Origin of the sequence: Gramella sp. KN1008, assembly GCF_004332155.1 — a bacterium.
Taxonomy (GTDB): Bacteria; Bacteroidota; Bacteroidia; order Flavobacteriales; family Flavobacteriaceae; genus Christiangramia.
The window spans coordinates 71,732-98,414 of the sequence record NZ_SJDV01000005.1; the positions used below are offsets into that span (position 1 = coordinate 71,732).

General features: G+C 41.0%; 20 protein-coding genes. 8 read left to right on the top strand and 12 right to left on the bottom strand.

What is annotated here, in order from left to right:
* The first annotated feature begins 96 nt into the window (after window positions 1-96).
* Window positions 97-1,728 carry an alkaline phosphatase PafA gene (gene pafA, locus EZJ28_RS10525; RefSeq protein ID WP_131397635.1) on the top strand — a complete coding sequence of 544 codons (1,632 nt, stop codon included), beginning with the start codon at window positions 97-99 and terminating at the stop codon, window positions 1,726-1,728.
* Window positions 1,729-1,731: 3 nt separating this feature from the next.
* On the opposite strand, the gene EZJ28_RS10530 is transcribed toward pafA, so the two are convergent.
* The 4 genes from EZJ28_RS10530 to gcvP form a co-directional block, all read right to left on the bottom strand.
* Window positions 1,732-2,580, bottom strand: a complete 849-nt coding sequence (locus EZJ28_RS10530; RefSeq protein ID WP_131397636.1) for a glycosyltransferase family 2 protein — start codon at window positions 2,578-2,580, stop codon at window positions 1,732-1,734.
* Window positions 2,581-2,631: 51 nt separating this feature from the next.
* Complete coding sequence (locus tag EZJ28_RS10535; RefSeq protein WP_131397638.1) at window positions 2,632-3,153, bottom strand: methyltransferase domain-containing protein; 522 nt, start codon at window positions 3,151-3,153, stop codon at window positions 2,632-2,634.
* A gap of 1 nt (window position 3,154) precedes the next feature.
* Window positions 3,155-4,213 (bottom strand): 3-oxoacyl-ACP synthase III family protein, encoded by a 1,059-nt coding sequence (locus EZJ28_RS10540; RefSeq protein ID WP_131397640.1) that lies wholly within the window; start codon window positions 4,211-4,213, stop codon window positions 3,155-3,157.
* Window positions 4,214-4,339: 126 nt separating this feature from the next.
* On the bottom strand, window positions 4,340-7,189 hold the full coding sequence (gcvP, locus tag EZJ28_RS10545) for an aminomethyl-transferring glycine dehydrogenase (protein ID WP_131397642.1): 2,850 nt from the start codon (window positions 7,187-7,189) through the stop codon (window positions 4,340-4,342).
* Window positions 7,190-7,320: 131 nt separating this feature from the next.
* On the opposite strand from gcvP, the gene EZJ28_RS10550 reads away from it, so the two are divergent.
* Window positions 7,321-8,160, top strand: coding sequence for a hypothetical protein (locus tag EZJ28_RS10550; protein WP_131397644.1), 840 nt, complete (start codon window positions 7,321-7,323; stop codon window positions 8,158-8,160).
* Here EZJ28_RS10550 and EZJ28_RS10555 read toward each other — a convergent pair.
* The 5 genes from EZJ28_RS10555 to EZJ28_RS10575 all read right to left on the bottom strand — a co-directional run bounded on the left by EZJ28_RS10555 (window position 8,126) and on the right by EZJ28_RS10575 (window position 12,937).
* On the bottom strand, window positions 8,126-8,386 hold the full coding sequence (locus EZJ28_RS10555) for a hypothetical protein (protein ID WP_242670108.1): 261 nt from the start codon (window positions 8,384-8,386) through the stop codon (window positions 8,126-8,128). The genes EZJ28_RS10550 and EZJ28_RS10555 overlap by 35 nt on opposite strands.
* 11 nt (window positions 8,387-8,397) lie before the next feature.
* The gene (locus tag EZJ28_RS10560) at window positions 8,398-8,949 is read right to left on the bottom strand and encodes a sigma-70 family RNA polymerase sigma factor (RefSeq protein ID WP_131397648.1); all 552 of its coding nucleotides are present in this window, start codon (window positions 8,947-8,949) and stop codon (window positions 8,398-8,400) included.
* A 97-nt stretch (window positions 8,950-9,046) separates the two neighbouring features.
* The gene (locus EZJ28_RS10565) at window positions 9,047-11,077 is read right to left on the bottom strand and encodes a M3 family metallopeptidase (protein WP_131397650.1); all 2,031 of its coding nucleotides are present in this window, start codon (window positions 11,075-11,077) and stop codon (window positions 9,047-9,049) included.
* Between the two features lie 206 nt (window positions 11,078-11,283).
* On the bottom strand, window positions 11,284-11,769 hold the full coding sequence (purE, locus tag EZJ28_RS10570) for a 5-(carboxyamino)imidazole ribonucleotide mutase (protein ID WP_131397652.1): 486 nt from the start codon (window positions 11,767-11,769) through the stop codon (window positions 11,284-11,286).
* Between the two features lie 4 nt (window positions 11,770-11,773).
* Window positions 11,774-12,937 carry a 5-(carboxyamino)imidazole ribonucleotide synthase gene (locus EZJ28_RS10575; protein WP_131398025.1) on the bottom strand — a complete coding sequence of 388 codons (1,164 nt, stop codon included), beginning with the start codon at window positions 12,935-12,937 and terminating at the stop codon, window positions 11,774-11,776.
* 122 nt (window positions 12,938-13,059) lie between these two features.
* Between EZJ28_RS10575 and EZJ28_RS10580 the strand changes: the two genes are divergently transcribed.
* The 3 genes from EZJ28_RS10580 to EZJ28_RS10590 are packed head-to-tail and all read left to right on the top strand — an operon-like array spanning window position 13,060 to window position 15,767.
* Window positions 13,060-14,172, top strand: coding sequence for an adenylate kinase (locus EZJ28_RS10580; protein WP_165499067.1), 1,113 nt, complete (start codon window positions 13,060-13,062; stop codon window positions 14,170-14,172).
* Between the two features lie 6 nt (window positions 14,173-14,178).
* Window positions 14,179-15,186: a GTPase ObgE gene (gene obgE / locus EZJ28_RS10585; protein WP_131397656.1), complete on the top strand. Its 1,008-nt coding sequence runs from the start codon at window positions 14,179-14,181 to the stop codon at window positions 15,184-15,186.
* 59 nt (window positions 15,187-15,245) lie between these two features.
* Window positions 15,246-15,767, top strand: a complete 522-nt coding sequence (locus tag EZJ28_RS10590) for a DUF4136 domain-containing protein (RefSeq protein ID WP_131397657.1) — start codon at window positions 15,246-15,248, stop codon at window positions 15,765-15,767.
* A gap of 91 nt (window positions 15,768-15,858) precedes the next feature.
* On the opposite strand, the gene EZJ28_RS10595 is transcribed toward EZJ28_RS10590, so the two are convergent.
* From EZJ28_RS10595 to EZJ28_RS10605, 3 genes are read right to left on the bottom strand one after another with little or no spacing between them, the layout of a single operon-like run.
* Window positions 15,859-17,535, bottom strand: coding sequence for an OmpA family protein (locus EZJ28_RS10595; protein ID WP_165499068.1), 1,677 nt, complete (start codon window positions 17,533-17,535; stop codon window positions 15,859-15,861).
* 12 nt (window positions 17,536-17,547) lie between these two features.
* Window positions 17,548-18,480 carry a type IX secretion system membrane protein PorP/SprF gene (locus tag EZJ28_RS10600; protein WP_131397659.1) on the bottom strand — a complete coding sequence of 311 codons (933 nt, stop codon included), beginning with the start codon at window positions 18,478-18,480 and terminating at the stop codon, window positions 17,548-17,550.
* 24 nt (window positions 18,481-18,504) lie between these two features.
* Window positions 18,505-23,454, bottom strand: coding sequence for a gliding motility-associated C-terminal domain-containing protein (locus EZJ28_RS10605; protein ID WP_131397661.1), 4,950 nt, complete (start codon window positions 23,452-23,454; stop codon window positions 18,505-18,507).
* Window positions 23,455-23,634: 180 nt separating this feature from the next.
* Between EZJ28_RS10605 and EZJ28_RS10610 the strand changes: the two genes are divergently transcribed.
* Genes EZJ28_RS10610 through radC form a run of 3 tightly spaced genes read left to right on the top strand, consistent with a single transcriptional unit; the run spans window position 23,635 to window position 26,676 of the window.
* Window positions 23,635-24,513, top strand: coding sequence for a lipopolysaccharide assembly protein LapB (locus EZJ28_RS10610; RefSeq protein ID WP_131397663.1), 879 nt, complete (start codon window positions 23,635-23,637; stop codon window positions 24,511-24,513).
* A 51-nt stretch (window positions 24,514-24,564) separates the two neighbouring features.
* Window positions 24,565-25,917, top strand: a complete 1,353-nt coding sequence (gene murC, locus EZJ28_RS10615; RefSeq protein WP_131397665.1) for a UDP-N-acetylmuramate--L-alanine ligase — start codon at window positions 24,565-24,567, stop codon at window positions 25,915-25,917.
* A gap of 60 nt (window positions 25,918-25,977) precedes the next feature.
* Window positions 25,978-26,676 (top strand): DNA repair protein RadC, encoded by a 699-nt coding sequence (gene radC / locus EZJ28_RS10620; RefSeq protein ID WP_131397667.1) that lies wholly within the window; start codon window positions 25,978-25,980, stop codon window positions 26,674-26,676.
* Window positions 26,677-26,683 lie beyond the last annotated feature (7 nt).

Here is a 26,683-nt window from a genome sequence, read left to right on the forward strand (position 1 = left end):
AAATACTAAAATTTCATTCGAAAGTATTTAACGTCTAATTAAAGTTTAGCGTTTCAACTTTAGTATTTTTGACCTGAATAAATAAAATTTTGATTAATGAAACGATATTTTTTGGCTTTTATAATGCTTATAAGCTTCTTCAATTCAGAGGCTCAAATTGAAGAAGATAAACCTAAACTCGTAGTGGGAATTGTAGTGGATCAGATGAGATACGACTACCTTACCCGTTTCTGGAATAAATTTGGTGAAGATGGTTTTAAAAGGTTAATCAATGACGGGTTTTCATTTAAGAATAACCATTTCAATTATATTCCTACCTACACCGGTCCCGGTCATGCCTCCGTTTTTACGGGAACTACACCAGCCGCTCACGGCATCATTAGCAACAGCTGGTTCAATAAGTTTGAGGATAAGGTAGTGTACTGTGCGGGAGATGATTCTGTGGAGTCAGTGGGTACAGAGAGCCCTGTTGGTAAAATGTCGCCTCACCGGATGTTGTCTACGACCTTTGCCGATGAAAATAGACTTCATACTCAAATGAAGGGTAAGACCATAGGAATAGCCTTGAAAGATCGGGGTGCCATACTTCCGGCGGGCCATACAGCTAATGCTGCTTACTGGTTCCATGGGCAGGATGAGGCTAAATGGATCACCAGTACTTTTTATATGAATGAATTACCCCAATGGGTAAAGGATTTTAACAATTCTGGAAAGGCTAAAACCTATTTGAAACCCTGGAATACCTTGCAGGACATCACTGCTTATACCGAAAGCGGTGATGATGAAACCAATTTTGAATTCGGTTTTCAGGGTAAGGAGACCGCCACTTTTCCTTATAACTTGCCAGAACTGGCCTCCAAAAATGGCCAATATGAGATCATTAAAGCTACTCCCTTCGGAAATGATCTTACTGCCGAATTCGCAAAAGCAGCTATTGAGGGAGAAGCCCTGGGACAGGATGGGATCACCGATGTACTTACTTTAAGTTTTTCCAGTACCGATTATGTTGGGCATAACTTTGGCGTGAATTCTAAGGAGATACAGGATACCTATTTACGACTTGACCTGGCTCTGGCCGATTTTCTGAAATATCTTGATCAAAAGATAGGAGAGGATGAATATACGGTCTTTCTTACTGCAGATCATGGGGGAGTGGATGTTCCGGCTTACCTTAATACTCGCCGTATTCCTGCCGGTTATTTCAATGATATCAAGGCAAAGGAGTTATTGGAGGCTTATGTGAAAAATGAATTTAAGGCAGATAGCCTTATTCAAAATGTCTCCAACACCCAGGTATTTCTGGATTATGATGTGCTGGCGCAAGAGGATCTTGATTGTGATAAAGTTCAGGAGAAGATCGCTCATTACCTGCTTCAGCAGCCTTATATTTCACGTGTTTATACGAGGGATCAATTACAAACCGGCGCTTTCACTAATGGGATTGGTTATCTAATACAGCAGGGTTATCACCAGAAACGCAGTGGAGATGTACTGTTTGTGCTGGATCCGGGTTATATAATTTATCCTGAAAAAGGGACTACCCATGGTAGCGGCTTCCTTTATGATACCCACGTGCCGCTGATATTCTATGGGAAAGGGATTGAAAAAGGAAGTACTTATGAGCGTTCCGAAATTCCGGATATAGCTCCTACAATATCTTCTTTCCTGGGGATATCTTTTCCTAATGCAGCTACGGGTAAACCATTAACTGAAATTTTAGAAAAATAAGATTCAGGCGAATTTCTTTCTGATATTCGCCCAGCGAAGTTTTCTAATAAAACGGCCTTCTTCTTCAGAAACGAGAAAAGGTCGTTTTTTATTTTTAGCTTTAAAATATCCTGCCATATAATGCAGAAAAGCAAACGGATTGGCTTTCATTGCTGCAAGTTTTGCTGAAGCGATAAGGCTCAGTAGAGTCCCGTATCTTAATCGGTAAAATGCTTCTCCCTGTTTCCGGCCGGAATGCTCAAAATAATTCATCCCTGTGGGACGCAAATGTTTTACAAGCAGGCGTTCGTCAGTTATCACCTTCCAGCCATGGAATCTTGCCAGTAATTCATCAGCAGTATCCCAACCCATAGCCGGTTTAAGTTCCCCAATCTGAATGAAACAATGTTTGCGATAAGCCTTAAGGGCTCCCCGTATATGGTCTTTCCCGGTAAGGTTTTCAGGTGTCCATTTATTCTTTCTCTGTACACTGCAAAATCCTCCGACCATGCCTGCCTGTGGATCTTTTTCGAAATAGGCTGCAATACTTTCCAGGTAGTTCTCTGGAAAAATAAGGTCCGCATCAAATTTACAGATCACATCAAAGTCATCATCCAGCTGGTAATAACCTTTGTAAAAAGCATTAATAACTTTACTTCCCGGCGCATGCTCGGTAGAAGAATGGTTTTTTATAACCTGAATAAAGGAATGTTTTTGCGCATATTCCTCTGCCGCAGCAAATGTTTCATCGGTAGATCCATCATCCACAACTACCAGTTTATCTGGCTTAAGACTTTGTCGGCTTAAGGAATTCAGGGTTTGGCCAATAAAGCGGGCCTCATTGTGAGCGGGTATTACAATATAGATCTTCAAAGGAACTATTATTCTTGAACAGGGCTAAGATATGGTTTTGGCAATAGAAGCCTATATTCTTTCGGCATAAACCGCATAATATCGTGGAGTGAATTTTCTTAGAACAGGTCTTACCCCCAATTTGTTTACGGGATTAGCCCATTTTATACTTCTTTTGATTTCCCATCCGCTTTTTTCCAGTAGCCAATCGAACTGCCAGTCTTCGAATTCGTGATAATGCCGGTCCCATTCATCTGTTTTACTCCTGTATGCGGAGGAGAACCATAATTTGAGTGGCACACTCGCCACTAGTTTTTTGGCTCTTATTTCCTTCAGGATATTATAGGGAGCGAGAAGGTGTTCGAAAATCTCGAAAGCGGTTACCAGATCGAACTCTCCGTTTTGAACCGCGGTAAAATCCTCATCCAGGTCTTCTCCGGTAGTGTTATGCACATTGTAACCCTCTTCTTTCATGAGGTAAGTGAAAGGGTTTTTAACGCCCAGATCCAGTACTTCTGCCGGTGGAGGAGCTACTTCTTTTAAAAAATCCAGTGTCTTTTGATAGCGTTTTTTAGGAAAGCTCTTCTCGTACATTCTAGATCTGATAGGTGATCGCATTAATATTCATTCCCGCACCAACACTCGCAAACATTACAATGTCTCCTTTATTTAAAGTCTGATTTTCAATTTTACCTCTAAGAACGAGATCAAATAATGTTGGGACGGTTGCTACACTGCTATTCCCCAGTTCGTGAATCGTCATGGGCATTACATCTTCAGGAGCTTTCATCCCGTGAAGTTTGTAAAATCTGTCTATAATTGCCTGATCCATTTTTTCATTGGCCTGGTGGATAAATACCTTTTTAAGATCTTGTACAGATTTACCGCTATTTTCAAGACATTCTTTCATGGCTTTAGGCACATTCATAAGAGCAAATTCATAGATCTTGCGGCCGTGCATTTTTATATATTTTACATCTTCAGGCGCGGAAGAATGATTCGATTTTCCAAAATAGATATATTCAGCTTCCTGAAATGAATAGGTAGCCGATTCATGAGAGAGGATGCCTCCTTCTTCATCGCTTGCCTCAAGAATTACTGCTCCGGCTCCGTCTGAAAAGATCATTGAGTCACGATCATGCTTATCTATCACCCTGGATAAAGCTTCGGCACCAATTACAAGACATTTTTTTGCCATACCGGCCCTGATGAAAGCCTGAGCCTGTATCATTCCTTCTATCCAGCCGGGACATCCAAAAAGCACATCGTAGCCAACACATTTAGGATTTTTGATTCTTAAATGGGATTTGATCCTGGTTGCAAGGCTGGGTACGGTATCGCTTTGAATGGAACCATTTTTAACATCACCGTAGTTATGAGCTACAATGATATAGTCCAGGGTTTCAGGATCAATACCGGCACTTTCAATCGCTTTTTGGGCTGCGATCACAGCGATATCTGAAGTATTGAGATTTTCATCCAGGTATCTTCTTTCCTCTATACCTGTAATGGCTTTGAATTTTCTAATTGTGGTTTCATTGTCGTGAGGAAATGAGGAACCATCAAGATTATAGAATTCATGCTGATCAAAATCGGCATTTGTAGTAACGACATTAGGAATATAACTTCCCGTTCCGGTAATTTTGCAGTTCATGGGCTCTTCTTTCTTGGCTCACAATTTAATTAATTAGTCACAAAATTCCTTTTAAATCCTGAAAATATTAATCCAAAAAAAAGACCGGCAATAAGCTGGTCTTTTTTTACAGGATTTAATAAGTTTCTAGGCTTCAGCATATTCCTCGGTAGGAGGGCAGGTGCACATCAGGTTTCTGTCACCAAAGGCTTCATCCACTCGTCTAACGCTGGGCCAGAACTTATTTTCATGAAGATGACTCAGTGGATACGCAGCTTTTTCCCTTGAATATGGCAATTTCCATTCATCTGAGGTCAGCATGTGAATAGTATGCGGTGCATTCTTCAATACGTTGTTCGCATCGTCAGCCGAAACTTCATCTATCTCTTCACGAATAGAGATCAAAGCATCACAGAAGCGATCCAGCTCAGCTTTGCTCTCACTCTCGGTGGGTTCTATCATAATAGTTCCTGCCACCGGGAATGATACCGTTGGTGCATGGAAACCATAATCGATAAGTCTTTTGGCGATATCGGTTACCTCAATTCCTTTTTCCTTGAATGGACGACAGTCAACGATCATTTCATGAGCGGCGCGTCCTCTTTCTCCTGAATACAAGGTTTTGTAATGGTCCTTTAGTCTTTCCTTAATGTAGTTAGCATTCAGAATTGCATATTCAGTGGCCTTCTGAAGCCCGCCGGTTCCTAGCATCTTTATGTATCCGTAAGAAATAAGACAAACCAGGGCAGATCCCCATGGAGCCGATGAAATAGCCCCAATAGCTTTTCCTCCGCCGGTTTTTATAACCGGGTTACCGGGAAGGAATGGTTTTAGCTGTTCAGCGACACAAATAGGCCCAACTCCGGGACCACCCCCTCCGTGCGGAATGGCAAAAGTTTTATGAAGGTTCAAATGACAAACATCGGCACCAATACGTCCCGGATTGGTTAATCCAACCTGCGCATTCATGTTAGCCCCATCCATATAGACCTGACCTCCATTCTCGTGGATGATATTTGTGATCTCACGAATGGCTGATTCGAATACTCCGTGGGTTGATGGATAAGTTACCATCAGTGCGGCAAGATTATCTTTATATTTTAAAGCTTTTTCCTTAAGATCTTCAACATCAATATTACCGTTCTCAGAAGCTTTAGTTACAACTACCTTCATCCCGGCCATTACTGCAGAAGCAGGATTGGTCCCGTGAGCTGAAGATGGGATCAGACATACATTTCTATGTCCTTCACCATTAGCTTCGTGATATGCACGAATTACCATCAGTCCGGCATATTCTCCCTGCGCACCAGAATTCGGCTGTAGGGAAGTGGCAGCAAAACCAGTGATCTCGGTAAGCTGATGCTCGAGTTCCTTAAGCACAATTTGGTAACCTTCGGCCTGATCAACCGGCACAAAAGGGTGTAAATTCCCCCATTGTGGATTGCTTAATGGTAGCATTTCCGAAGCAGCATTAAGTTTCATGGTACAGGATCCTAATGAGATCATAGAATGATTCAGCGAAAGGTCCTTGCGTTCCAGTTTCTTGATATAACGCATTAATTCGGTTTCCGAATGATAAAGATTGAAAACCTCATGTGTAAGGAACTCAGTTTTTCTCTGCAGTTCCTGCGGAATTGCGTTTCGTGTTGAAAGCTCGTCAATTTCAGTCTTGTCTTTTCCCGCCAGTTCAGTGAATACGGCAACGATGGCATTCAGATCGTCGGTGGTAGTTGTTTCGTTTATTGAAATACAGGCACTTTCTTCATCAGGATAGTAGAAATTGATCTCATTTCTTTCAGCGATCTCCTTCAGTTTATTGGCATTGGCCTTAACATGTAAAGTATCAAAATAAGAAGAATTCAACTGCTCGAATCCAAGATCCTTGAGTTTGTCCTCCAGGCTCACGGTTGAAGCGTGAACTGTATCTGCAATGTATCTTAGGCCATTGGGACCGTGATAAACCGCATACATTCCGGCCATTACTGCAAGCAATACCTGTGCTGTACAAATATTGGAAGTAGCTTTATCTCTTTTTATGTGTTGCTCCCTGGTTTGAAGAGCCATACGTAGTGCATTGTTACCGTCAAGATCTTTAGTAATACCAATAATACGCCCTGGAAGGTTACGCTTGTATTCTTCTTTGGTCGCAAAATAAGCGGCATGCGGGCCTCCGTATCCAAGTGGTATTCCAAATCTCTGGGTAGTTCCTACTACCACATCAACGCCCAGTTCTCCCGGGGCCTGCAGCTTAACAAGACTAAGGATATCCGCGGCCACGGCTATTTTTATATTAGCATTCTTGCAGCTTTCTACGAAGTTTGAATAATCAAATACCTGTCCGAATTTACCGGGATATTGTACCAGGGCTCCAAAATATTCTTCTGAGAAATCAAATTCTTCATGGTCTCCTACTACCATGTCAATTCCCAGGAAGTTGGCCCGGGTTTCCATTAGAGAAATGGTTTGTGGGAGCACCTGTTGAGAAACAAAGAACTTATTCACATTATCTTTCTTCTGCTTTCTGTCGCGTACTGCATATAAAAGAGCCATGGCTTCTGCTGCTGCGGTAGACTCATCAAGCAAAGAGGCGTTGGCGATTTCCATTCCGGTAAGATCGCTTACCATGGTTTGGAAGTTCAGTAATGCTTCCAGTCGTCCCTGAGCAATTTCAGCCTGGTAAGGAGTGTAGGCAGTGTACCAACCTGGGTTTTCCAGAATATTACGCTGGATCACAGCTGGTAAAATGGCCTGATGATAACCCAGCCCTATATAGGTCTTAAATACCCTGTTCTTTTCTGAAAGCTTTTTGATATGTTCTGCATACTGATTTTCGCTCATTGCTCTTGGAAGATCAAGCGGCTTGTGAAGGCGAATATCATCCGGAATAGTTTCGTATATCAATTGCTCAATAGACTCGACGCCGATTGTGTCCAGCATTTCCTGTAAGTTTTCTGCTTTAGGGCCTATGTGACGTAATGCGAAAGAATCTGTTCTCATTAAAATATAGTTGTGTTTTAGTGCTGCGAAAATACATAATTTCATACTAATTTTTTACAGTTTTGTAGCATACAGTTGTTAAGATTTGTACTCCCAAATCCATAAAGGGATATTATATGTAATTTAGCAGGATGAGGTATTTAAAAAATGCTTTTGAACTCTACATAAATAGCAGTATTCATGTCTCCCTTGCAGTGGTCGCATTTACGCTGATCACTTTTTTTCAATATAATGGGAAGATAGATATAGAGTTAATTCTATTCATTTTTTTTGCCTCTGTTACCGGTTATAACTTTGTGAAATATGCAGGAATAGCGAAACTTCATCACCTGAGTCTAGCAAAGAATCTGCGCTATATTCAGGTTTTCTCCTTTATCTCCTTTATTGCTCTCATTTATCTTGCATTCCAGCTGGAAATGAGGCTTATTATTGCCTCCGGGATATTAGCCATTCTAACCCTTTTCTATGCAGTACCTTTTTTAGGGGAAAATAAGAATCTTAGGAGCCTGCCTGGTATCAAGATTTTTATAATTTCTATAGTATGGGCTGCAACCACAGTCTTTTTACCGCTTATTCAGGCTAAAGAATATCTCGAAACCGATATTCTTGTGGATTTTATTCAGCGATTTATGCTGGTGATCGTTCTAACTCTTCCGTTTGAAATAAGAGACCTGAGATACGATGATGAAGGCTTGGGAACGATTCCTCAAAAATTGGGTGTTTATAAGACCAAAGTATTCGGGTTTTCGCTTTTAGGTATTATATTCTTTGCAGAACTTATTCTGAGTTCATTCAGCACCAGTAATTTTTTGTCTTTGACACTCATTTTGTTATTGAGTGGGATGTTACTTTGGAAATCGAGGAAGCAACAGAAAAAGTACTACTGTTCTTTCTGGGTGGAGGCGGTGCCGGTATTCTATTTAGGGATTTACTGGGTTATTGAACATTGTCTTCCGCAAATTCCTTTTTAATCTGTTCGCGCCAGGCTTGTTTTTGTTCTTCGGTGCAGGATTGGAGATTTGATTTCTGGATAGCCTCGGTAAGCTTTGAATTTTTGGTAGAAAATTTTCGACATGCCCTGCAAAATGCCAGGTGAAAAAACAACATCATTTTTTCCATGGGCCGGGCTTCTTTATATTGAGACTTGTTGCAGCATTCGGCCGCCTTGGAACAATCGATAAAAAAAAGTTTACTCATCCTACTCATAATTAGAACCAATTTTTTTCCAAACAGGCAGCGAGGGCAGTTCGGGCTCTGTGGATAATAACCCAAAGGTTAGACGGGGTGATATCAAATTCATTACAGATAGCTTCAGTATCTGCATCGTCAATCGTTTTTCTTTTGAAAATGGCCGCATGCTTTTCGTTGATACTGTCCAGGCACTCCAGGATGGCAAGCCCCAGTTCATTATTTTCCATTTCATCTTCTGCAGTGCGGTCAAATTGATCGGCTACTTGTTCCTCCAGCCATTCACCATCATTGTAGTCGTCAGAATAGTTTATCTTGACTTCGGCCTGTCCCTTGCGGGAATTAATTTTACGATAGTAATCTATTATTTTACGCTTTAAAATGGAAATCAGCCACGTGCGCTCACTTGCCTCTCCCTTGAAATATTTGGCTGATTTCAGGGCTGCCAGAAATGTTTCTGATATAAGATCGTTGGCCACCTCGCGATCATTTACTCGAACAATCGTGTAATTGAACAGGTAATCTGAATATTTATCAACCCATTTATTAGGATCGAGTTCGTTGGCTGGCATGATCTAGATCTATACGGTTCTAATCAAAAATAGCAAAAGAAAGGCTATCAAAAGTTATAGAAACGATAAGATTTGCACCGCCAGCCTTTGATTCTCACTATTTTGAAATCAATCCCGCCCGTCTTAACAGGGCCTCAGGTTTTGGTTCCTGTCCACGGAAGCGTTTATATAGATCCATAGGATGTTCGGTTCCTCCTTTGGAAAGGATGTTTTCCCTGAATTTATCAGCAATGTCCTTACTGAAGATGCCATGTTCGCTGAAATATTCAAAGGTGTCGGCATCCAGAACTTCAGCCCATTTATAGGAATAATATCCTGCAGAATAGCCACCCTGAAATATATGGGAGAATGCAGTGCTCATACAACTGGAAGGAACATCAGGATAAAGTTTTGTAGGCTCAAAAGCTTTTGCCTCATGTTGCTTTACATCTTCAATATCTGAAGGATCAGTTGCATGCCAGCTTAGGTCCAGCATTCCAAAACTTAATTGCCTGATAGTGGCCATTCCTTCAAGAAAATTCGCAGATTCCTTTATCTTATCAATATACTCCTGCGGAATCGCTTCTCCGGTCTTATAATGCCTCGCGAAAAGCTCAAGGGATTCCTTTTCATAACACCAGTTTTCAAGAACCTGACTGGGTAATTCCACGAAGTCCCAGTATACATTTGCTCCAGAAAGGCTAGGATAGGTCGTATTTGCAAGCATACCGTGAAGAGCATGACCAAACTCATGAAATAGGGTGGTCACTTCATTGAAAGTAAGAAGCGAAGGTTCTTTTTCAGTTGGTTTAGTGAAATTACATACTATGGAGATATGTGGTCTTTCATTTTTACCCTTCTGAACATACTGTTGTTTATAGATAGTCATCCAGGCACCATCCCTTTTTCCAGGGCGGGGATGGAAGTCAGCGTAGAACAGCGCAACCGTTGCGCCAGATTTGTCGGTTACCTGAAATGTCTTTACATCTGGATGGTATTTATCAATATCATGAACTTCCTCGAAATGGAGTCCATATAGTTTCTGAGCAACAGTGAATACTCCGTCGATGACGTTTTCAAGTTTAAAGTATGGTTTTAGTTTCTCATCGTCCAGATTGAACAGTTTCTGCTTTAGCTTTTCACCATAAAAAGCAGCGTCCCATTTCTGGAGCTGGTCTATGCCATCCAGATCTTTAGCGAAATTCTCCAATTCCTTGAATTCCCTTTCGGCCGCCGGTTTTGCTTTCTCCAGCATTTCATTTAGAAAAGAATCAACTTTTTCCGGAGTTTCCGCCATTCTTTCTTCTAATACGAAATGAGCGTGAGAGTCAAAACCAAGCAGTTTTGCTCTTTTGTATCTTAGTTTTGCAATTTTCAGAACATTCTCCTGGTTGTCCAGTTCATCGTTATGGAAACCGCGGGATCCAAAGGCAAATGCCAGTTCCTTTCTCAATTCTCTGTCTTCAGCATATTTCATGAAAGGAAGGTAACTTGGGTATTCCAAAGTAAATATCCAGCCATCCTTGCCTTTTTCTTTAGCTACAGATTTAGCTTCATTTTTAAAGCTTTCAGGTAGACCTTTTAAGCGTGTTTCATCGGTAACCAGTAATTCATAACGATTGGTTTCAGCCAGTACGTTTTCTCCAAATTTAAGTTTGAGTCTGGATAGCTCCTTATCTATTTCCCGGAGTTCTTTCTGCTTTTCTTCCGGGAGGTTGGCCCCGTTTCTTGTAAAGGCTTTGTATTTTTTCTCAAGCAATGTGCTCTGTTCCTTGTTAAGATCAAGTGAATCTTTTTGCTGAAAGACATTTTTGATTCTTTCAAAAAGAGCTTTATTGAGTATTACATCATTCTTGAATTCGGAAAGCACCGGAGATACTTCCTGTGCTATCTTCTGAATTTCTTCGTTGGTCTCTGCCGAATTTATATTGAAAAAAATACTGGTAACCCTATCCAGTTTTTGACCTGAATATTCAAGGGCTTCAACGGTATTTTGAAAGCTTGGCTTCTCTGCGGAATTTGCAATTCCGTCTATTTCCTTCTTCGCAAGCTCCACGCACTCCAGAATTGCCGGTTTATAATCTTCGGTCTTTATCCTGGAAAAAGGAGCATAATCAAACTCTGTTAATAATATATTCTGAGAATCCATTTAATAAATTTAGTTAACGTTATCGACAAAATTTTTTAACGCAAAAGCGGGGTTTTAAGTTATTTTAACTATTTTAGTCGTTGATTAATAGGTAATTAACTTAAAATTCACATAGTAGTTTACAAAGTTCTGGTTTTATATTTAGAATGGTTAATAAATAATAATACCGATTTAAACTACTAGAAGGGCCGCTACTGCGGCCTTTCTTATTTTTTCAGGGATTTTGCGCCTTCTATGACTTTTTCTTTCAGGCCTTCCTTGTATACCAGTATTTTATCCAGCACACATTTATCTGAAGAACCTATTATCTGGGCGGCCAGAATACCCGCGTTTTTTGCTCCATCAAGGGCAACAGTAGCTACCGGGACACCGCCGGGCATTTGAAGAATGGATAGTACAGAGTCCCATCCGTCTATTGAATTTCTTGATTTTACGGGAACGCCTATAACCGGTAGGGGAGACATGGATGCAACCATTCCGGGTAAATGAGCAGCGCCACCTGCTCCGGCGATAATAACCTTAATACCCTTTTCGTGGGCAGTTTTGCTGAACTCAAAAAGCTTTTCAGGGGTTCGGTGGGCCGAAACTATATCGACTTCAACTTCAATATCAAAACCTTTTAAAATATCTATGGCTTCCTGCATTACGGGCATATCGCTTGTGCTGCCCATTATTACTGCTACTTTTCCCATTCTATTATTTATTGTCGCTTATTACTTTAATACTGTTCTTTACCTTTTCGGCAATCTTTCTGGCTTCTGCCAGGTCCCTATTCACAATGGTAACATGTCCCATTTTTCTGAAGGGTCTTGTGATCTTCTTTCCATAAATATGCGGGGTGACTCCCTCCATTTTCATGATCTCCTCGATATTCTCGTACACGACATTCCCTTCATGATCTTCAGCGCCTACCAAATTTACCATAATTCCGCCTACTTTACTATCTGTATTTCCTAACGGAAGATCAAGAATGGCTCTTAAATGTTGCTCGAACTGATTGGTATACGAGGCTTCAATACTGTAATGTCCACTGTTGTGTGGTCGCGGGGCGACCTCGTTAACGAGGATCTCATCATTCTCTGTCTGAAACATTTCTACCGCCAGTAATCCAACATGCTGAAATGCTCTGGAAACATTTTCTGCTGTTTTTCTGGCTTTTTCGGCTACTTTCTCTTCTATTCTCGCCGGGCAGATTACATATTCTACCTGGTTTGCTGTGGGGTGAAATTCCATTTCTACCACAGGGTAGGTTTTTACCTCTCCGGAAGGATTCCTGGCAACTATCACTGCAAGTTCATTCTTGAAAGGGATCAGTTTTTCGGCAATGCATTCCCCTTCAGAGAGTTCATTGAGATCTTCCTGTTTTTTGATAACAGAAACTCCTTTCCCGTCGTAACCGCCCGTGGCACTCTTCCAAACGAAAGGGATAGTTAGACTTCCATCCTCGATCGCAGTTTTAAGATCAGAGATAGAATCAAAAACTTCAAATTCAGCCGTTGGAATTTCATTCTTTCTGTAGAATCTTTTCTGAGTAGCCTTATTTTGAATTTTTTCGAGTGTAGCAGCTGAAGGATAAGTTCTGACTCCTTCAGACTCCAGTTTTTTGAGTGCATCTACATTCACTCCTTCGATCTCAAAGGTCACCACATCAGCCTTCCGGCCAAAATTGAGAACTGTACCATAATCCATAAGGTCTCCCTGCTCGAAGTAATTGCAGGCGATCTTGCATGGGGCTTCCGCACTGGGATCCAGAACAAGGGTGTGAATATCATATTTTCGGGTGTCGTATAACATCATTTTCCCGAGTTGTCCTCCACCAAGGATTCCAAGTTTAAAGTCTGAAGAAAAATAATTTACCATAATTTCGATAGGCTTTTCGCAAAAATAACCTATTCGTAATTCCTGCAATGCATAATCCATAAGAAATCGGGATGGGAGGCTTATGTAGATTCCTTATCTTTGCCACTTTAAATCTGGAAATTTTGATAAAACTGCATGATCTTGAATTTGAACCTTTTATTTCTGAAGGAGAAATTACAAGCACGATAGAGAAGATTTCGGAACAACTTAACCGGGATTTTGGAGATAAAAAACCGGTATTCCTTGGGGTACTGAATGGATCTTTCATGTTCGCTTCTGAAGTGATCAAAAGATTCAAGGGAGATTGCGAGATAAGTTTTGTAAAAATGGGTTCTTATGAAGGTACAGAAAGTACGGGCAAAGTTAAAACTCTGCTTGGCCTCAATCAGGAACTTAAAGGCAGAACTGTGATCCTGCTGGAGGATATTGTAGACACTGGAAATACGCTGGTAGAAATTGATCAGATTTTAAAACAGGGCGAAGTTAAGGATTACAAGGTGGTTACCTTGTTTTACAAGCCGGAAGCCTATAAAAAGAACATTCCTTTAGATTATATAGGAATGGAGATACCTAATAAATTCATTGTAGGTTACGGGCTGGATTATGATGGTCTTGGACGTAATCTTACTCAAGTTTATAAACGCAAAGAAAGTAAAATGACAAATTTAGTATTGTTTGGGCCTCCCGGCGCAGGCAAAGGGACACAGGCAACAATTCTTAAGGATAAATATGATCTGGTACACATTTCTACAGGGGATGTCTTCAGGTTCAATATTAAAAATCAGACTGCACTGGGGCTTAGTGCCAAATCATACATAGATAAAGGTCAGCTGGTGCCAGATGAGGTAACCATCAATATGCTGAAGGCTGAAGTTGAAAAGAATGAAGACGCCAACGGTTTTATTTTCGACGGATTTCCACGTACCGAAGCTCAGGCCGACGCGCTTGAGGAATTCCTGGAGTCTAAGGGGACTATGGTGCATGCGATGATAGCTCTTGAGGTGGAAGATAATATTCTGGTTGAGCGTTTGCTTGAAAGAGGAAAAACCTCGGGAAGACCCGATGATGCTGATGAGGCTGTTATAAGAAATAGAATTAAGGTTTATTACGATGAAACTGCTATTTTAAAGAATTACTATCAGAAGCAGGATAGGTATTATGGAGTTGACGGAGTAGGAAGTATTGAGGAGATCACAGAGCGTTTGAGCGTTGTGATCGATAAGCTAATGAAATAAAAGAGAATGACTGAAGGGAATTTTGTTGACTATGTGAAGATGCATATTTTTTCCGGAAAAGGAGGGAAGGGTTCTGCTCATCTCCACCGTGAAAAGTATATTGCTAAAGGAGGACCGGATGGAGGTGATGGTGGCCGTGGAGGGCATGTAATTGTGAAGGGCAACAAAAATCTCTGGACCTTATATCATCTCAAATTTCAAAGACATGTTAAAGCTGAGCATGGAGGCGATGGAGGTAAACAGAGAAGTACGGGAGCAGATGGTTCAGATGCCTATATAGAAGTTCCACTTGGAACCGTTATACGGGATTCCGAAACAAATAAGATCATTAAAGAGATTACCGAGGACGGTCAGGAATTTATTGTGGCTGAAGGTGGAATGGGAGGACGTGGAAACTGGCATTTTAAAAGTTCTACCAACCAGACACCTCGCTATGCACAACCGGGAATTGACGGACAGCAGCTCGATATCACCCTGGAATTAAAAGTTCTGGCTGATGTAGGACTGGTTGGATTCCCTAATGCCGGTAAGTCTACCTTGCTTTCTGTGATCACAGCGGCTAAGCCCAAGATAGCCGATTATGAATTTACTACGCTTAAACCTAACCTGGGAATCGTAAAATATCGGGATTTTCAAACTTTTGTGATTGCCGATATTCCTGGTATAATTGAAGGTGCTGCAGAAGGAAAAGGACTTGGTCATAGATTCCTAAGACATATTGAAAGGAATTCCACACTTCTGTTTCTGATCCCGGCAGATGCACCAGACATCAAAAAACAGTACGATATTCTTCTGGATGAACTGAGGAGGTATAATCCTGAATTAATGGATAAAGACAGACTTATCGCTATTTCCAAAAGCGATCTTCTGGATGCTGAATTGAAAGAAGAGTTGGCCAATGAACTGGACGAGAATTTAAAGCTTTCTTATTTATTTATTTCTTCGGTAGCCCAGAACGGTCTTACCGAATTGAAGGATAAATTATGGCAAATGCTTAATAAAGAGCCTGTTTAATTCCTGTTAAACCACTCAAGTCTGGAACTGATTTTGCGTAATTTTAGTAAAAATCAGTTATGCGACTACTTAAATATTCTTTCTTTTTATTGTTTTTAGCAGCCTGTAATACTCCTCAGGCTGTATACGATTACGATCAGCAGGTTAACTTTTCTAATTACTCAACCTATGCGCTCTTTCCGGAATTTCAATCCGGCCTCAGTCAGTTAGACGAAAGCAGGTTGATCCAAAGTCTTAATAATAAGATGCAGGCAAAAGGATTCTCTAAGGCTGATGATGCGGGAATCTATGTTAATGTCTATACTGAAAGGTTTGAGCAGGATAACAGAAGCCGTGTAGGAGTTGGTATTGGTGGAGGCGGCGGAAATGTTGGTGTAGGGGTTTCTGGTGGGATTCCAGTTGGCCAGATGGATACTTATCTGAAACTCACATTTGATTTTATTGACGTTGAAAAGGACGCGCTGGTCTGGCAGGCGGTTGTTGAAAGTCCTTTTAATATAAATGCGGCTCCGGAGCAACGGCAGGAACGATTTGATAAGATAGTTGAAAAGGCCCTGGCAGGATATCCTCCTAAGAAATAGAATTTATTATTTCTTCTAAATAGAAAAGCCCCGGAATAAAAATTCCAGGGCTTTCACTTTTTGATTGGTTAGTTAGTATCGGTTAGAAAACTTAGTTTTCTTCCTCATTTTCCATTTCTGAACCTTCTTCCATTTCGGTGTTCTTAGAAGATCCATTATTTGATACAACGAAGGTACTTCTACGGTTCTTAGCGTATTGTTCTGCCGTACATCCGGTTGGCTCAGTACAGTCATTTACCGGTCTGCTCTCACCAAATCCTTCAGAAGTTAATCTGCTTCGGTCAATACCGTTTTCTACAAGGTAGTCAACTGTGGCAGCAGCCCTTCTTTCCGATAGATCCATGTTGTATTGGTCGGTACCTCTTGCGTCAGCATGAGATTCAACCTTCACTCTAATGTTAGGATAGTCGTTCATATAAGTAACAACAGAATCAAGTACCGGCTTAGACTCTGGCTTGATAGTAGCCTTGTCAAAGTCGAAGTAGATCTTGCTTCCATCGATAGGAATGATATCCTGACCGCTAGTCTCGTCGGTTACAGTAGGAGCTTCAATGATTTCGTTCTCTTCTCTAACGAACTGGTAAAGATTATCTGTGCCCCTTCTGTTAGAAGCGAAGAATCCTTCTTCTTCTCCTTCTTTGATCACAAAAGCGAAGTCATCATGACCGCCGTTGATGGAGGCTCCCAGGTTTTCAGCTTCAGAGAAATCACCTTCGGTTCTGTAGATATCTAGGTTTCCGAATCCCTGATGTCCGTCAGAAGCAAAATAAAGAACATCTTCTTCACTAATAAAAGGGAATTGCTCTCTGTGAGGAGTGTTCACTCCAGGACCAAGGTTCTGAGGAGAACCGTAGGTTCCATCTTCATTAACATCTACCACGTAGAGGTCAAATGAACCACTTCCGCCTGGCATATCACTGGCAAAATAAAGTTTGGTTCCATCTGCACTAAGGCTTGGATGCTCAACCGAATATTCTTCACTGCTAAAAGGCAGTTTTGTGATATTTGTCCATTCGCCGTCTACCTTTTCGGCACGATAAAGACTAATATGTGCTATACGAACATCATCTTCATTCTTAACTCTATCTTCATTAGTCCTGTCAAAGAACATAACATTTCCGTCCTGGCTAAAAGTAGCAGAACTTTCGTGCTGATCTGTATTGATCGCATCAGAGAAAAGTACGATATCGGTCATTTCACCTTCGTCGTTCATTTCTGCACTATAGAGATCAAGAGTAGGAAGTTTGTTCCATGGATAGATTGGACGCTCCTGGTTTCTGGTAGAAGCGAAGGCCACTCTGTCTCCATAGAATGCAATCCCGAAGTCTGAAGAAGACTGATTGTTCATTACCTGATCATATTTGAATTTGTGAGGAACAAGAGTGTCTAATGTTTCTGCAAATTCTTCATGGTTCCAGTTTTTACCAGTTACCTGGTTCATGTACTCATCAGCTTTTACATAATTCCCGGCAGCCATCAAAGCATGCGCATAACGGAACTTGTATTCGTCTGCTACGTTCTCAGAATGTCTCAGGAACAATAATTCATATACCTCAGCTGCGTTCTGCATCTGATTTGTATAGAAGTAAGAGTCTCCCAAATTCTGAAGAACTTGCTGGGACTTGTCGTTTACGTTTTCATAAGCGTCTGCCGCATCTATGTATGCTGCCTGGGCGAAAAATTTATTTCCGTCCCTGATGTCTGACTTCTGTGTAAAGGCAGAAACGCTTATAGAAATTATTAAAAGTGTACTATATAATTTTTTCATGTTAGTCGGGTTTTAGAAGAATCTCGGTGATTTGTCATATCCTTTTTTAAGTCCAAATAGATCAAGATCAAATAAAAGCATGATCTCATGTGACCCATCGTCGCTTAAATCGTAGGTCGGATAATCGTAAGCATACCCTATCCTTAAAGAAGGACTGATTCTGAAATTGATCAGGCCGGTAATGCTTTCGTCAAATCTATATCCAACACCAGCTTCCAAACGATCGTAAAGAAGAACGTTAGCATTCACATCTACCGAAAGAGGTGATCCTTTAACTCCTCTGGCCATGAAAGAAGGCTTGAGTTTAAAGTTTTCACTTAATCCGAAGACATATCCCCCAGTAAGGAAGTAATGCACTTCCTCTGCTCCAAGATCCTGAAGTCCTGAACTGTTTTCAATATGTTTTGAAGTGAACAGGTTAGGGGCTGAAACACCAAAGTAGTGTTTATCTCCAAACCAGAATGCACCCACTCCGAAAACCGGAAAGATCTCGTTCTGGTCTTCAAACGCTGGATCTACAGGCGTGTTAAGCGGAATATTTGAAAGATTAGCATCCCAGGTAGTTAAACCGGCCTTTGCTCCAAATGATAGTTTGGTAGTTTCACTGGCTGGAATTACATAAGCAAAATCGGCAGTTATGTTATTTTCCTTTACCCAGCCACCAATTTCATCATGGACAACTGTTAGGCCTAACTCTACACGCTCACTTACCGGAGTATGGGCGAAGAAGTTGAGGGTGCGTGGCGCACCTTCAACATCTACCCACTGAGCTCTGTAGATTGCTCCCATATCCAGCATACCGGGTTCATCGGTAGCATAGGCTGGATTTATTACACTCATGTTATACATATACTGAGTGAAGAGCGGATCTTGTTGAGACATACCTTTTATGGAGAAAAGGATAATGCCTGCGAATATTAGATATTTTGTGATTATTTTTTTCATTACTTTCTCGTGTTTATCCTTTTATTATCTACTTAAGTATACTTTTCCTTTTCTTGGAGCAGTAACCCCGTCATTGAAATCTAGGAGATAGAAATAAACTCCAACAGGCAGAACATCGTCACCTAAAGAACCTGACTGGTTGGCTGATCCATCCCAGTCCGGAGTGTTGGCGTTTCCTTTGTATACTACATCTCCCCAACGGTTGTAGATCTCAATAGTATAATTAGGATATTCTCTTTCTATGTTTTCGATATCGAAAGTGTCATTTCTACCATCGCCGTTAGGTGAAATACCTTCAGGGAACAACAGTGGACAATCTTCGATAGTCACGGTCACCGCAAGTCTTTCAGAGCTGTCACAGTCGGTCTCTACATCATACAGGGAAGCATAATAAGTTACGCCATCCTGTAGGGCAGTTCCGGTGCTAAGAGCTTCAGTACCATCAGCGGAACTGTACCATGTTACATTTGATGTTTGATCTACTGCATCGTTAAGATCGGCGATCGTAGGATCATCGTACTCGCAGAAGCTTGGATTAGCATCATCTATAGTTGGTGTGCCTGGATCTGAAATAGTTACATCAATCGCAGTTGCGTCAGACTCACATCCGGCGTCGTTGGTTTGAGTTACATAATAAGTTCCAGCAACAAGTTCTTCCTCAGCTGTTAGCATCATAGAAAGATCTTCATCTGTATAGAAAGTCAGGTTATCGTCATCTCCCATAAGATCTGCTCCTGTTGGAGATTGGATAGCGCAGTATGAAACTGCAGTCGCTACATCTGGTGCATCCGGAGTTTCCTGAACAGTTATATTAAATGTTGCAGTGTCATCCCCACAATCATTAATAGCTGTTACAGTATAAAGGACTTCGTAATCCCCTGCATCGAAAGTAGAAGGATCCATCATTCCGTCTGTGATCACATTACCATCCAGAGTAAATTCACCATCAGTATCTGCATCTGCCGAAAGGAAATCAAACAGATTTTGAACACCAGCGTTCATACAAACGCTGAGATCCATATCAGATCCTGCAAAAGCAGCATCGGTCACAGTGATAGTGAAACTAGCTTCACCAGCGGCACAATTTCCAATATCCATTACTGAATAGGAGATGTCAAATGAGCCTTCTCCCTCAACAGCAGGATCGAACATCCCATCAGTATATCCATCAAACTCTCCCGTCATATCTGCTCCATCAGGAAGTAAAGTGAATAGATCAAGTGCATCGTCACTTACACAAACGCTTTGATCAGCGATAGTTCCGACGTTAATTACGTCTGCTGGATACACAGACGCTGTTAAGAAAGCTGAATCAGAGCAATCACCTGAAGTTAAAGTATAAGTAGTTGAGAAGTCGCCAATTCCATCTTCATCTGCATTGTAAATAGTTATTATTTCCTGAATAGAAGGTGAGAAGGTACCATTGGTAGCTACTCCGTCTTCAAGCAGACCTAAGAAAAAGTTTCTTACACTTGTGTTATCAGGGAATAAAGTTTGAACTTCTAGTTGACATATATCCAAAGTCTGATCTGCTCCTGCATCAGGTCCGTCAGTACAATCTGGGTCGGAAGTGATGGTTACTGTTACGGTAGCGGAATCAGAACATGCACCGTCTGTTACGGTATAAGTAAATACCCCCGGTGTATCGGTTGCCGGATCAAAAGTTCCGGCCGGATCCCACGTTCCATCTTCATCAGGAGTTCCCCCAAGGTAATCGAAAAGGTTTATTGGATCTGCATCGGGAGCTAATTCCACCGTAGCATTTTCTCCAGCGTCTGCATCGCCTTCGTTCACTGTAATAGTGAAAGTAGCAGTGTCTGTAGACCCTGATAGTACACATGAGGATGAATCATCTACAGTGTAAGTAATACTGTAGGTTCCTGCACCCTCAGTGGAAGGGCTGAACGTTCCCTCAGAATAACCATTAAAGGTTCCATCCATATTAGCTTCTGCAGAAATATAACCGTAGAGGTTAACATCCACATCTCCTGTACAGAAAGTCAAAGCCATATCTTCTCCTGCATTGGCTTCTTCCGGAGCAATAACTCTAGCAGTAAGCTCTGCTGAATCTGTACATCCGTCAATGGTAACGGTATAAGTCGTAGTGAAATCACCAAGTCCGTCGGCATCAGCATTATAGATATCGACCATTTCTTCGATTGTTGGATCGAAAGTTCCATCGGCCGGTACTCCAGAGTCTTTAAGGCTTAGGTAATAATTTCTAACGGCGTCATATGACGGGAATAAAGCAGCCACTTCATCTTCACAAATGATTCCGATATTATCGGCTCCCGCTACAACATTCGTACAATCGTCTGAAGCGATAGTAACAGTTACTGTAGCCGAATCAGAACATGCGCCATTTGTTACGGTGTAAGTGAATACTCCTGGTGTATCTGTTGCCGGATCAAAAGTTCCTACCGGATCCCATGTTCCATCTTCATCAGGAGTTCCTCCAAGGAAATCATAAAGATTGACTGGATCGGCATCGGAGGCTAGCTCTACAGTAGCATTTTCTCCTGCATTTGCATCACCTTCGTTAACGATTATAGTGAACGTAGCAGTGTCACTGTCACCCTCAATAATACACGAAGTAGAATCATCCACTGTATAAGTAATAGTATAAGTGCCGTTTCCTTCAGTTGATGGACTAAAAATTCCTTCAGGATATCCAGAGAAGGTTCCATCTGTTTGAGCACCATCTGCTATATAATTATAAAGATTTTGATCCTCATCCCCTGTACAGAATTCCAGTTCTACGTCATCCCCTGCATTTGCTGCTTCACGGGCAATTACTCTAGCAGTAAGCTCTGTTGAATCCGTACATCCATCTATTGTTACTGTATAAGTCGTAGTAAAATCACCTAACCCATCTTCATCAGCATTATAAATATCAACCATTTCTTCGATTGTTGGATCGAAAGTTCCATCGGCTGGTACTCCAGAGTCTTTAAGGCTTAGGTAATAATTTCTAACGGCGTCATATGACGGGAATAAAGCAGCCACTTCATCTCCACAAACAATCCCCACATTATCAGATCCGGCTTCATTACCAGTACATTCCGAGTCTACAGTAACAGCAACTACTGCGGAGTCTGAGCATCCATATTCGTTAGTGATACTGTAAGTATAGTTTCCAGAAGTGCCAGTAGAAGGATCAAAAGATCCATCAGTATTACCAGGACTCCAGGTTCCTCCCGTGTCCGGAGTTCCATTTAGATAATCAAATAAATTTACAGGAGCATCGGAAGAACTTAAATCAGCAGTTCCGTTTTCTCCGGCATCAGGAGAAGGATTTACTGTAATATCAATAGTAGCTTCATCTGAACAACCTGGCTCTCCCACGAAGTAAGAAGTAGAATAAACTTGTGGAAGTCTATCATTAGCAAGATCATCTTGATATTGAATATATATGGCATTTAAGTCGTCTGTAAATACCCCATCAGTATCTCTTCCATCTGCTAAATAAGAATTTAATGTTGTAATAAAATCGGTTGGATTCTCAAGGTCTGAGCTACATACCGTTTCGTTAATATCTGTTCCAGCATTAGGTTCCTCAACAGATATAAAAAATTCTGTGAAATCAGTTCCGTTTATACAGTCTCCTGAAGTGTCGTCGACCGTATAGGTGATGGTATAAGTGCCTTCCCCAATAGCAGGATCGAACATATTTTCTGAAACACCCGTTCCAGAAAATGTACCTCCGGATTGTGCAGCCGAATTGTTGTTTGAAAGGCTTGTTAGATCGATCATTGATGCGCTGGAACAAACCCCAGTAATATCATCAAAGTCTCCGGCTTCAGCATCACTGTTTGCGATTACACTTGCAGTTAACTGAACAGAATCTTCACAACCTGGTTCTCCGATCGTATAGGTAGTAGTAAAATCTCCAAGTCCATCGGTATCAGCATTATAAATATCTACCATTTGTTCAATGGTAGGATCGAAAGTACCATCTGAAGGTACTCCCGGATCCAATAATGATAAATAAAAATTTCTAACGGCATCATAGGATGGAAATGTGTCAGTTACATTTTCTTCACAAATAATACCCGAATTGTCCATGCCAGCATCTGGCCCAGGAGTTAATGTAACCACAACAGCTGTTCTATCTGCCATTGGCGTTTCACAAGGAGGGAATGGGTCATTACGGTCGTTTACAACCTGACCGGCAAAATAATCTTCTCCATCAATTAAAGCAACGTTGTCTGCCAATGGGGTGCTGGAATTTCTATTTCTATACCATCTGATGGCTTGAGTGTTTGGTTCTGTTCCGTTAGCAACTAAATCAGCTACCGTGGCGCTTTCACAAAAAGTTTGATTAGCATCTGCGGTAGGACCCGGTGCCTCTGTAGGATCGTATCCAACAGCAGCTCTGGTAGAAGGACAGTTCCCTGAGACAGTTGAAACCTGTCCCACAAAATAGCTTTCCCCTGGTGTAAGCTCAGCAGTATCGTCAGTTAGGGCATCTGTTCCAGATTCACTGTCGTAGACCTCAATTTGGTAATCTAAATTATCAGCATTAAATAAATTCCTTAGTTCTCCTACTGTAAATCCGGAAGATACACAAGGTGATAAAGTAAAGTCGTCTCGACTGTCGGTTATAGTATTCTTTGGTGTTAAAGCTGCCTTTACAGTAATAAAGACAGCTACTCTGTCACAATCTTCGGTTGTGCTTCCTACATAATAAGTAACTTCATTTGTAAGTAGTTCAGCTGAATCGATAGGATCAGTGTCATTAACAGTATCCGAAGTTTCAAAGATCGCAGTATTCGTACCACCACTGGTACCATTATTGATTAGATCTTGAATTGTCTGTAAGTAGCAATACTCTTGCTGATTACCAGCAGTGCCGGTATCATCATCTGCCACTGTCGCGCAGTCCTGCCCAAAGGAGGACAAGGTTCCGATAAGAAAAAATGAGGCAAGGAGGTAAAAGATTTTCCCCTTAAACCTCAAAGTAAAATTTTGCATAGGCTAGGTGTTAATTTCAATTAGTATTAGGTTAAAACTCATTAAAAGTTGCACAAATATTAAAATAATTTTTAATATGCCGAGTTGTTTTAAGTAACATCTTAACAATTATTAGCATATTAACCCAATTAGATTGGTAAACAGGGTCTTAATTGGATTAAATTTAAGAAAAATTTATCTATGTTAACAAACTTTAAGCACCTCGTCGGTTTATTTTACCTTTTTGTAGGTATGTCATTCGCTCAAACCAGTATGGCTGATGGGGAAAGCAAGCTCAACAATGGAGAAATCGATGAAGCTAAAAAAATATTTCAGAACCATGAAAATAAGCCGAAAGCTATAGAGTTTTTGGGAGATATCGCCAGTTTTAATAAAAACTGGGATGAAGCCATAAAGCATTATAAAAACCTGGTGGAAAAAGATCCCGAAAATGCCATGTATAATTTTAAGCTGGGAGGTGCAATGGGAATGAAGGCTTATTATGGTTCTAAATTCCAGGCCGCATTGCTCCTCGGTGATATAAAAAAGTATTTGAAAAAAGCCGCTGAGCTTGATCCGCAACATACCGAGACAAGGAGAGCTCTGGTTGAGCTGTATATGCAGATTCCCAGTTTTATTGGGGGAAGTAGAGCAATAGCGGAAAGCTATGCTTCTGATCTGGATCGCTTAAATGAAGTTGATGCGCTTTTGGCTGACGCTTACATCTATAAATTTGAAAAGTACAGGGAACTTGCAGCTAACAAGTATAACGAAGCTATTAGGGCTGCCGTGAGAAAGCCTAATTTACTTACCAGGAATTATCTTAAATACGAATTGGGAGAGGCTGCGGCTATCTATGAAATACAGCTGGAGGAAGGAAAAAGGTTGTTGACCGAGTATATCCAAAATTACGGTTACAAAGACCTTAAAAGCCCTGCCTGGGCATACCTCCGTCTTGCTCAAATTGAAAGAGCGCAGAATAACCGGCAAGCTGCCTTAGATCATATTGAAAGATCTCTTGCCATAGATCCTGAATTCGAAAAAGCACTGGCTGAAAAACAAAAAATCCAAAGACTCTAATAATAGTCCTCTCGGCTCTTTCAAAATTTTATCTTTGCACAAATTATTTCCATGAAAATTCACTTTATTTCTATTGGAGGGAGTGCCATGCATAGTCTGGCCATCGCCTTGAAAAAGAAAGGTCATGAAATTACGGGCAGCGATGATGCCATTTTTGAGCCTTCAAGATCAAAACTTGAAGCAAATGAATTGCTGCCGGAAAGTATGGGTTGGTTTCAGGAGAATATCACTTCGCAACTAGATGCAGTGATCCTCGGGATGCATGCGAAAGCCGATAACCCGGAATTGGAGAAAGCCAAAGAATTAGGTCTTAAAATATATTCCTACCCTGAGTTCTTATATGATCAGTCCAAAAACAAAACCAGGGTTGTAATTGGAGGTTCACATGGAAAGACCACAATTACTTCTATGATTCTTCATGTGATGAATTATCATGAAAGAGAAATCGATTATATGGTTGGGGCAACGGTGCAGGGACTGGAAAACCCTGTTAAGTTGACCGATGAAAATGACTTCATCTTAATAGAAGGGGATGAATATCTTTCTTCAGCGATAGACAGAAGACCGAAATTTCATTTATATAAGCCTAATATCGCCCTTTTAAGTGGCATTGCCTGGGACCACATAAATGTTTTTCCCACTTATGAGAATTATGTAGAGCAGTTCAGGATTTTTATAGATTCGATTGTGAATGGTGGGATTCTGGTTTACAATGAAGAGGATCCGGAGGTAAAGAGGCTGGCTGAAGAGTCTCAAAATCCCATCAGGAAACATCCTTATCACACACCCGATTATCATACCGAAGGCAATGAGACAATTCTTGATGTGCCGGAAGGTGAATTGCCACTGGAGATATTTGGAAGACATAATCTTAATAATCTTGCCGGGGCCAAGTGGATCTGCCAGCATATGGGGATTGATGAAGATGATTTCTTTGAAGCGATTGCTACATTTAGAGGTGCTTCCAAACGTCTTGAAAAAATTGTCGAAACCGGGTCTACTATTGTTTTCAAGGATTTCGCACATAGTCCATCCAAAGTTGCTGCAAGTACCGCCGCAGTAAGGGAGCAATACCCTGAAAAAAAGCTTGTAGCCTGTCTGGAATTGCATACATACAGCAGTCTGAATTCGGAGTTTCTGAAGGAATATAAAAATAGTCTGGAGCCGGCAGATGAAGCACTGGTGTTTTATTCACCAGATGCGGTCGCCATTAAGAAACTGGATCCCGTCACTATAGATCAGATCAAAGATGCATTTAATAAAAATGGTCTCAAGGTTTTTACTACCTCCGAAGGCTTTAAAGAAGAATTGAATAACCTTTCACTGGAGGATACCGTTTTATTACTGATGAGTAGTGGTAATTATGGAGGTTTGGATCTGGAGGAATTAAAATCGGTTATTTAGTTAATTCATTTTCAATAGGTTTTGCTTCAATTTCGATCCATTGTTTATCTTTAGCATAAGATGAATAATGAAAGAATAAACCTCAGTATTAAGAAATGGGCCGAGGATGACCGGCCCAGGGAAAAGTTGCTTCAGAAAGGAAAAGCCAGTCTCAGCGATTCGGAATTAATAGCTATTTTACTTGGCTCTGGGAGCAGGAATGAAAGTGCTGTTGAATTAAGTAAAAGAATTCTATCATCAACCCACCACAACCTGAATGAACTCGGAAAACTTTCCGTTAACCAATTGTGTAAGTTTAAGGGGATTGGACCTGCCAAAGCGGTAACAATTGTAGCAGCTCTTGAATTGGGAAGGCGCAGAAGACTTGAAGAAACTCTGGAACAGAAGAAAATAACTTCCAGTAATTCTGTGTACGAGATCATGCTACCTATTCTGGGAGAATTGCCACATGAGGAATTCTGGATCATCTACCTCAATAACAGCAATAAGATTATTGAACAATTTCAGGTGAGTAAAGGAGGTATTACCGGGACTTTGGTAGATGTGAGGATAACGCTTAAGAAAGCTCTGGAGCTTGGGGCTGTCTCGCTTATCCTGGTGCATAATCATCCGTCAGGGAATTTGAAAGCCAGCGAAGCAGATAAGCAGCTTACAAAAAAACTAAAAACTGCGGCAGAAAGTCTGGACATCAAAGTTCTTGACCATCTTATTGTAACTGAAAAATCCTACCTTAGCTTTGCCGATGAAGGTATGCTTTAAGATAGCT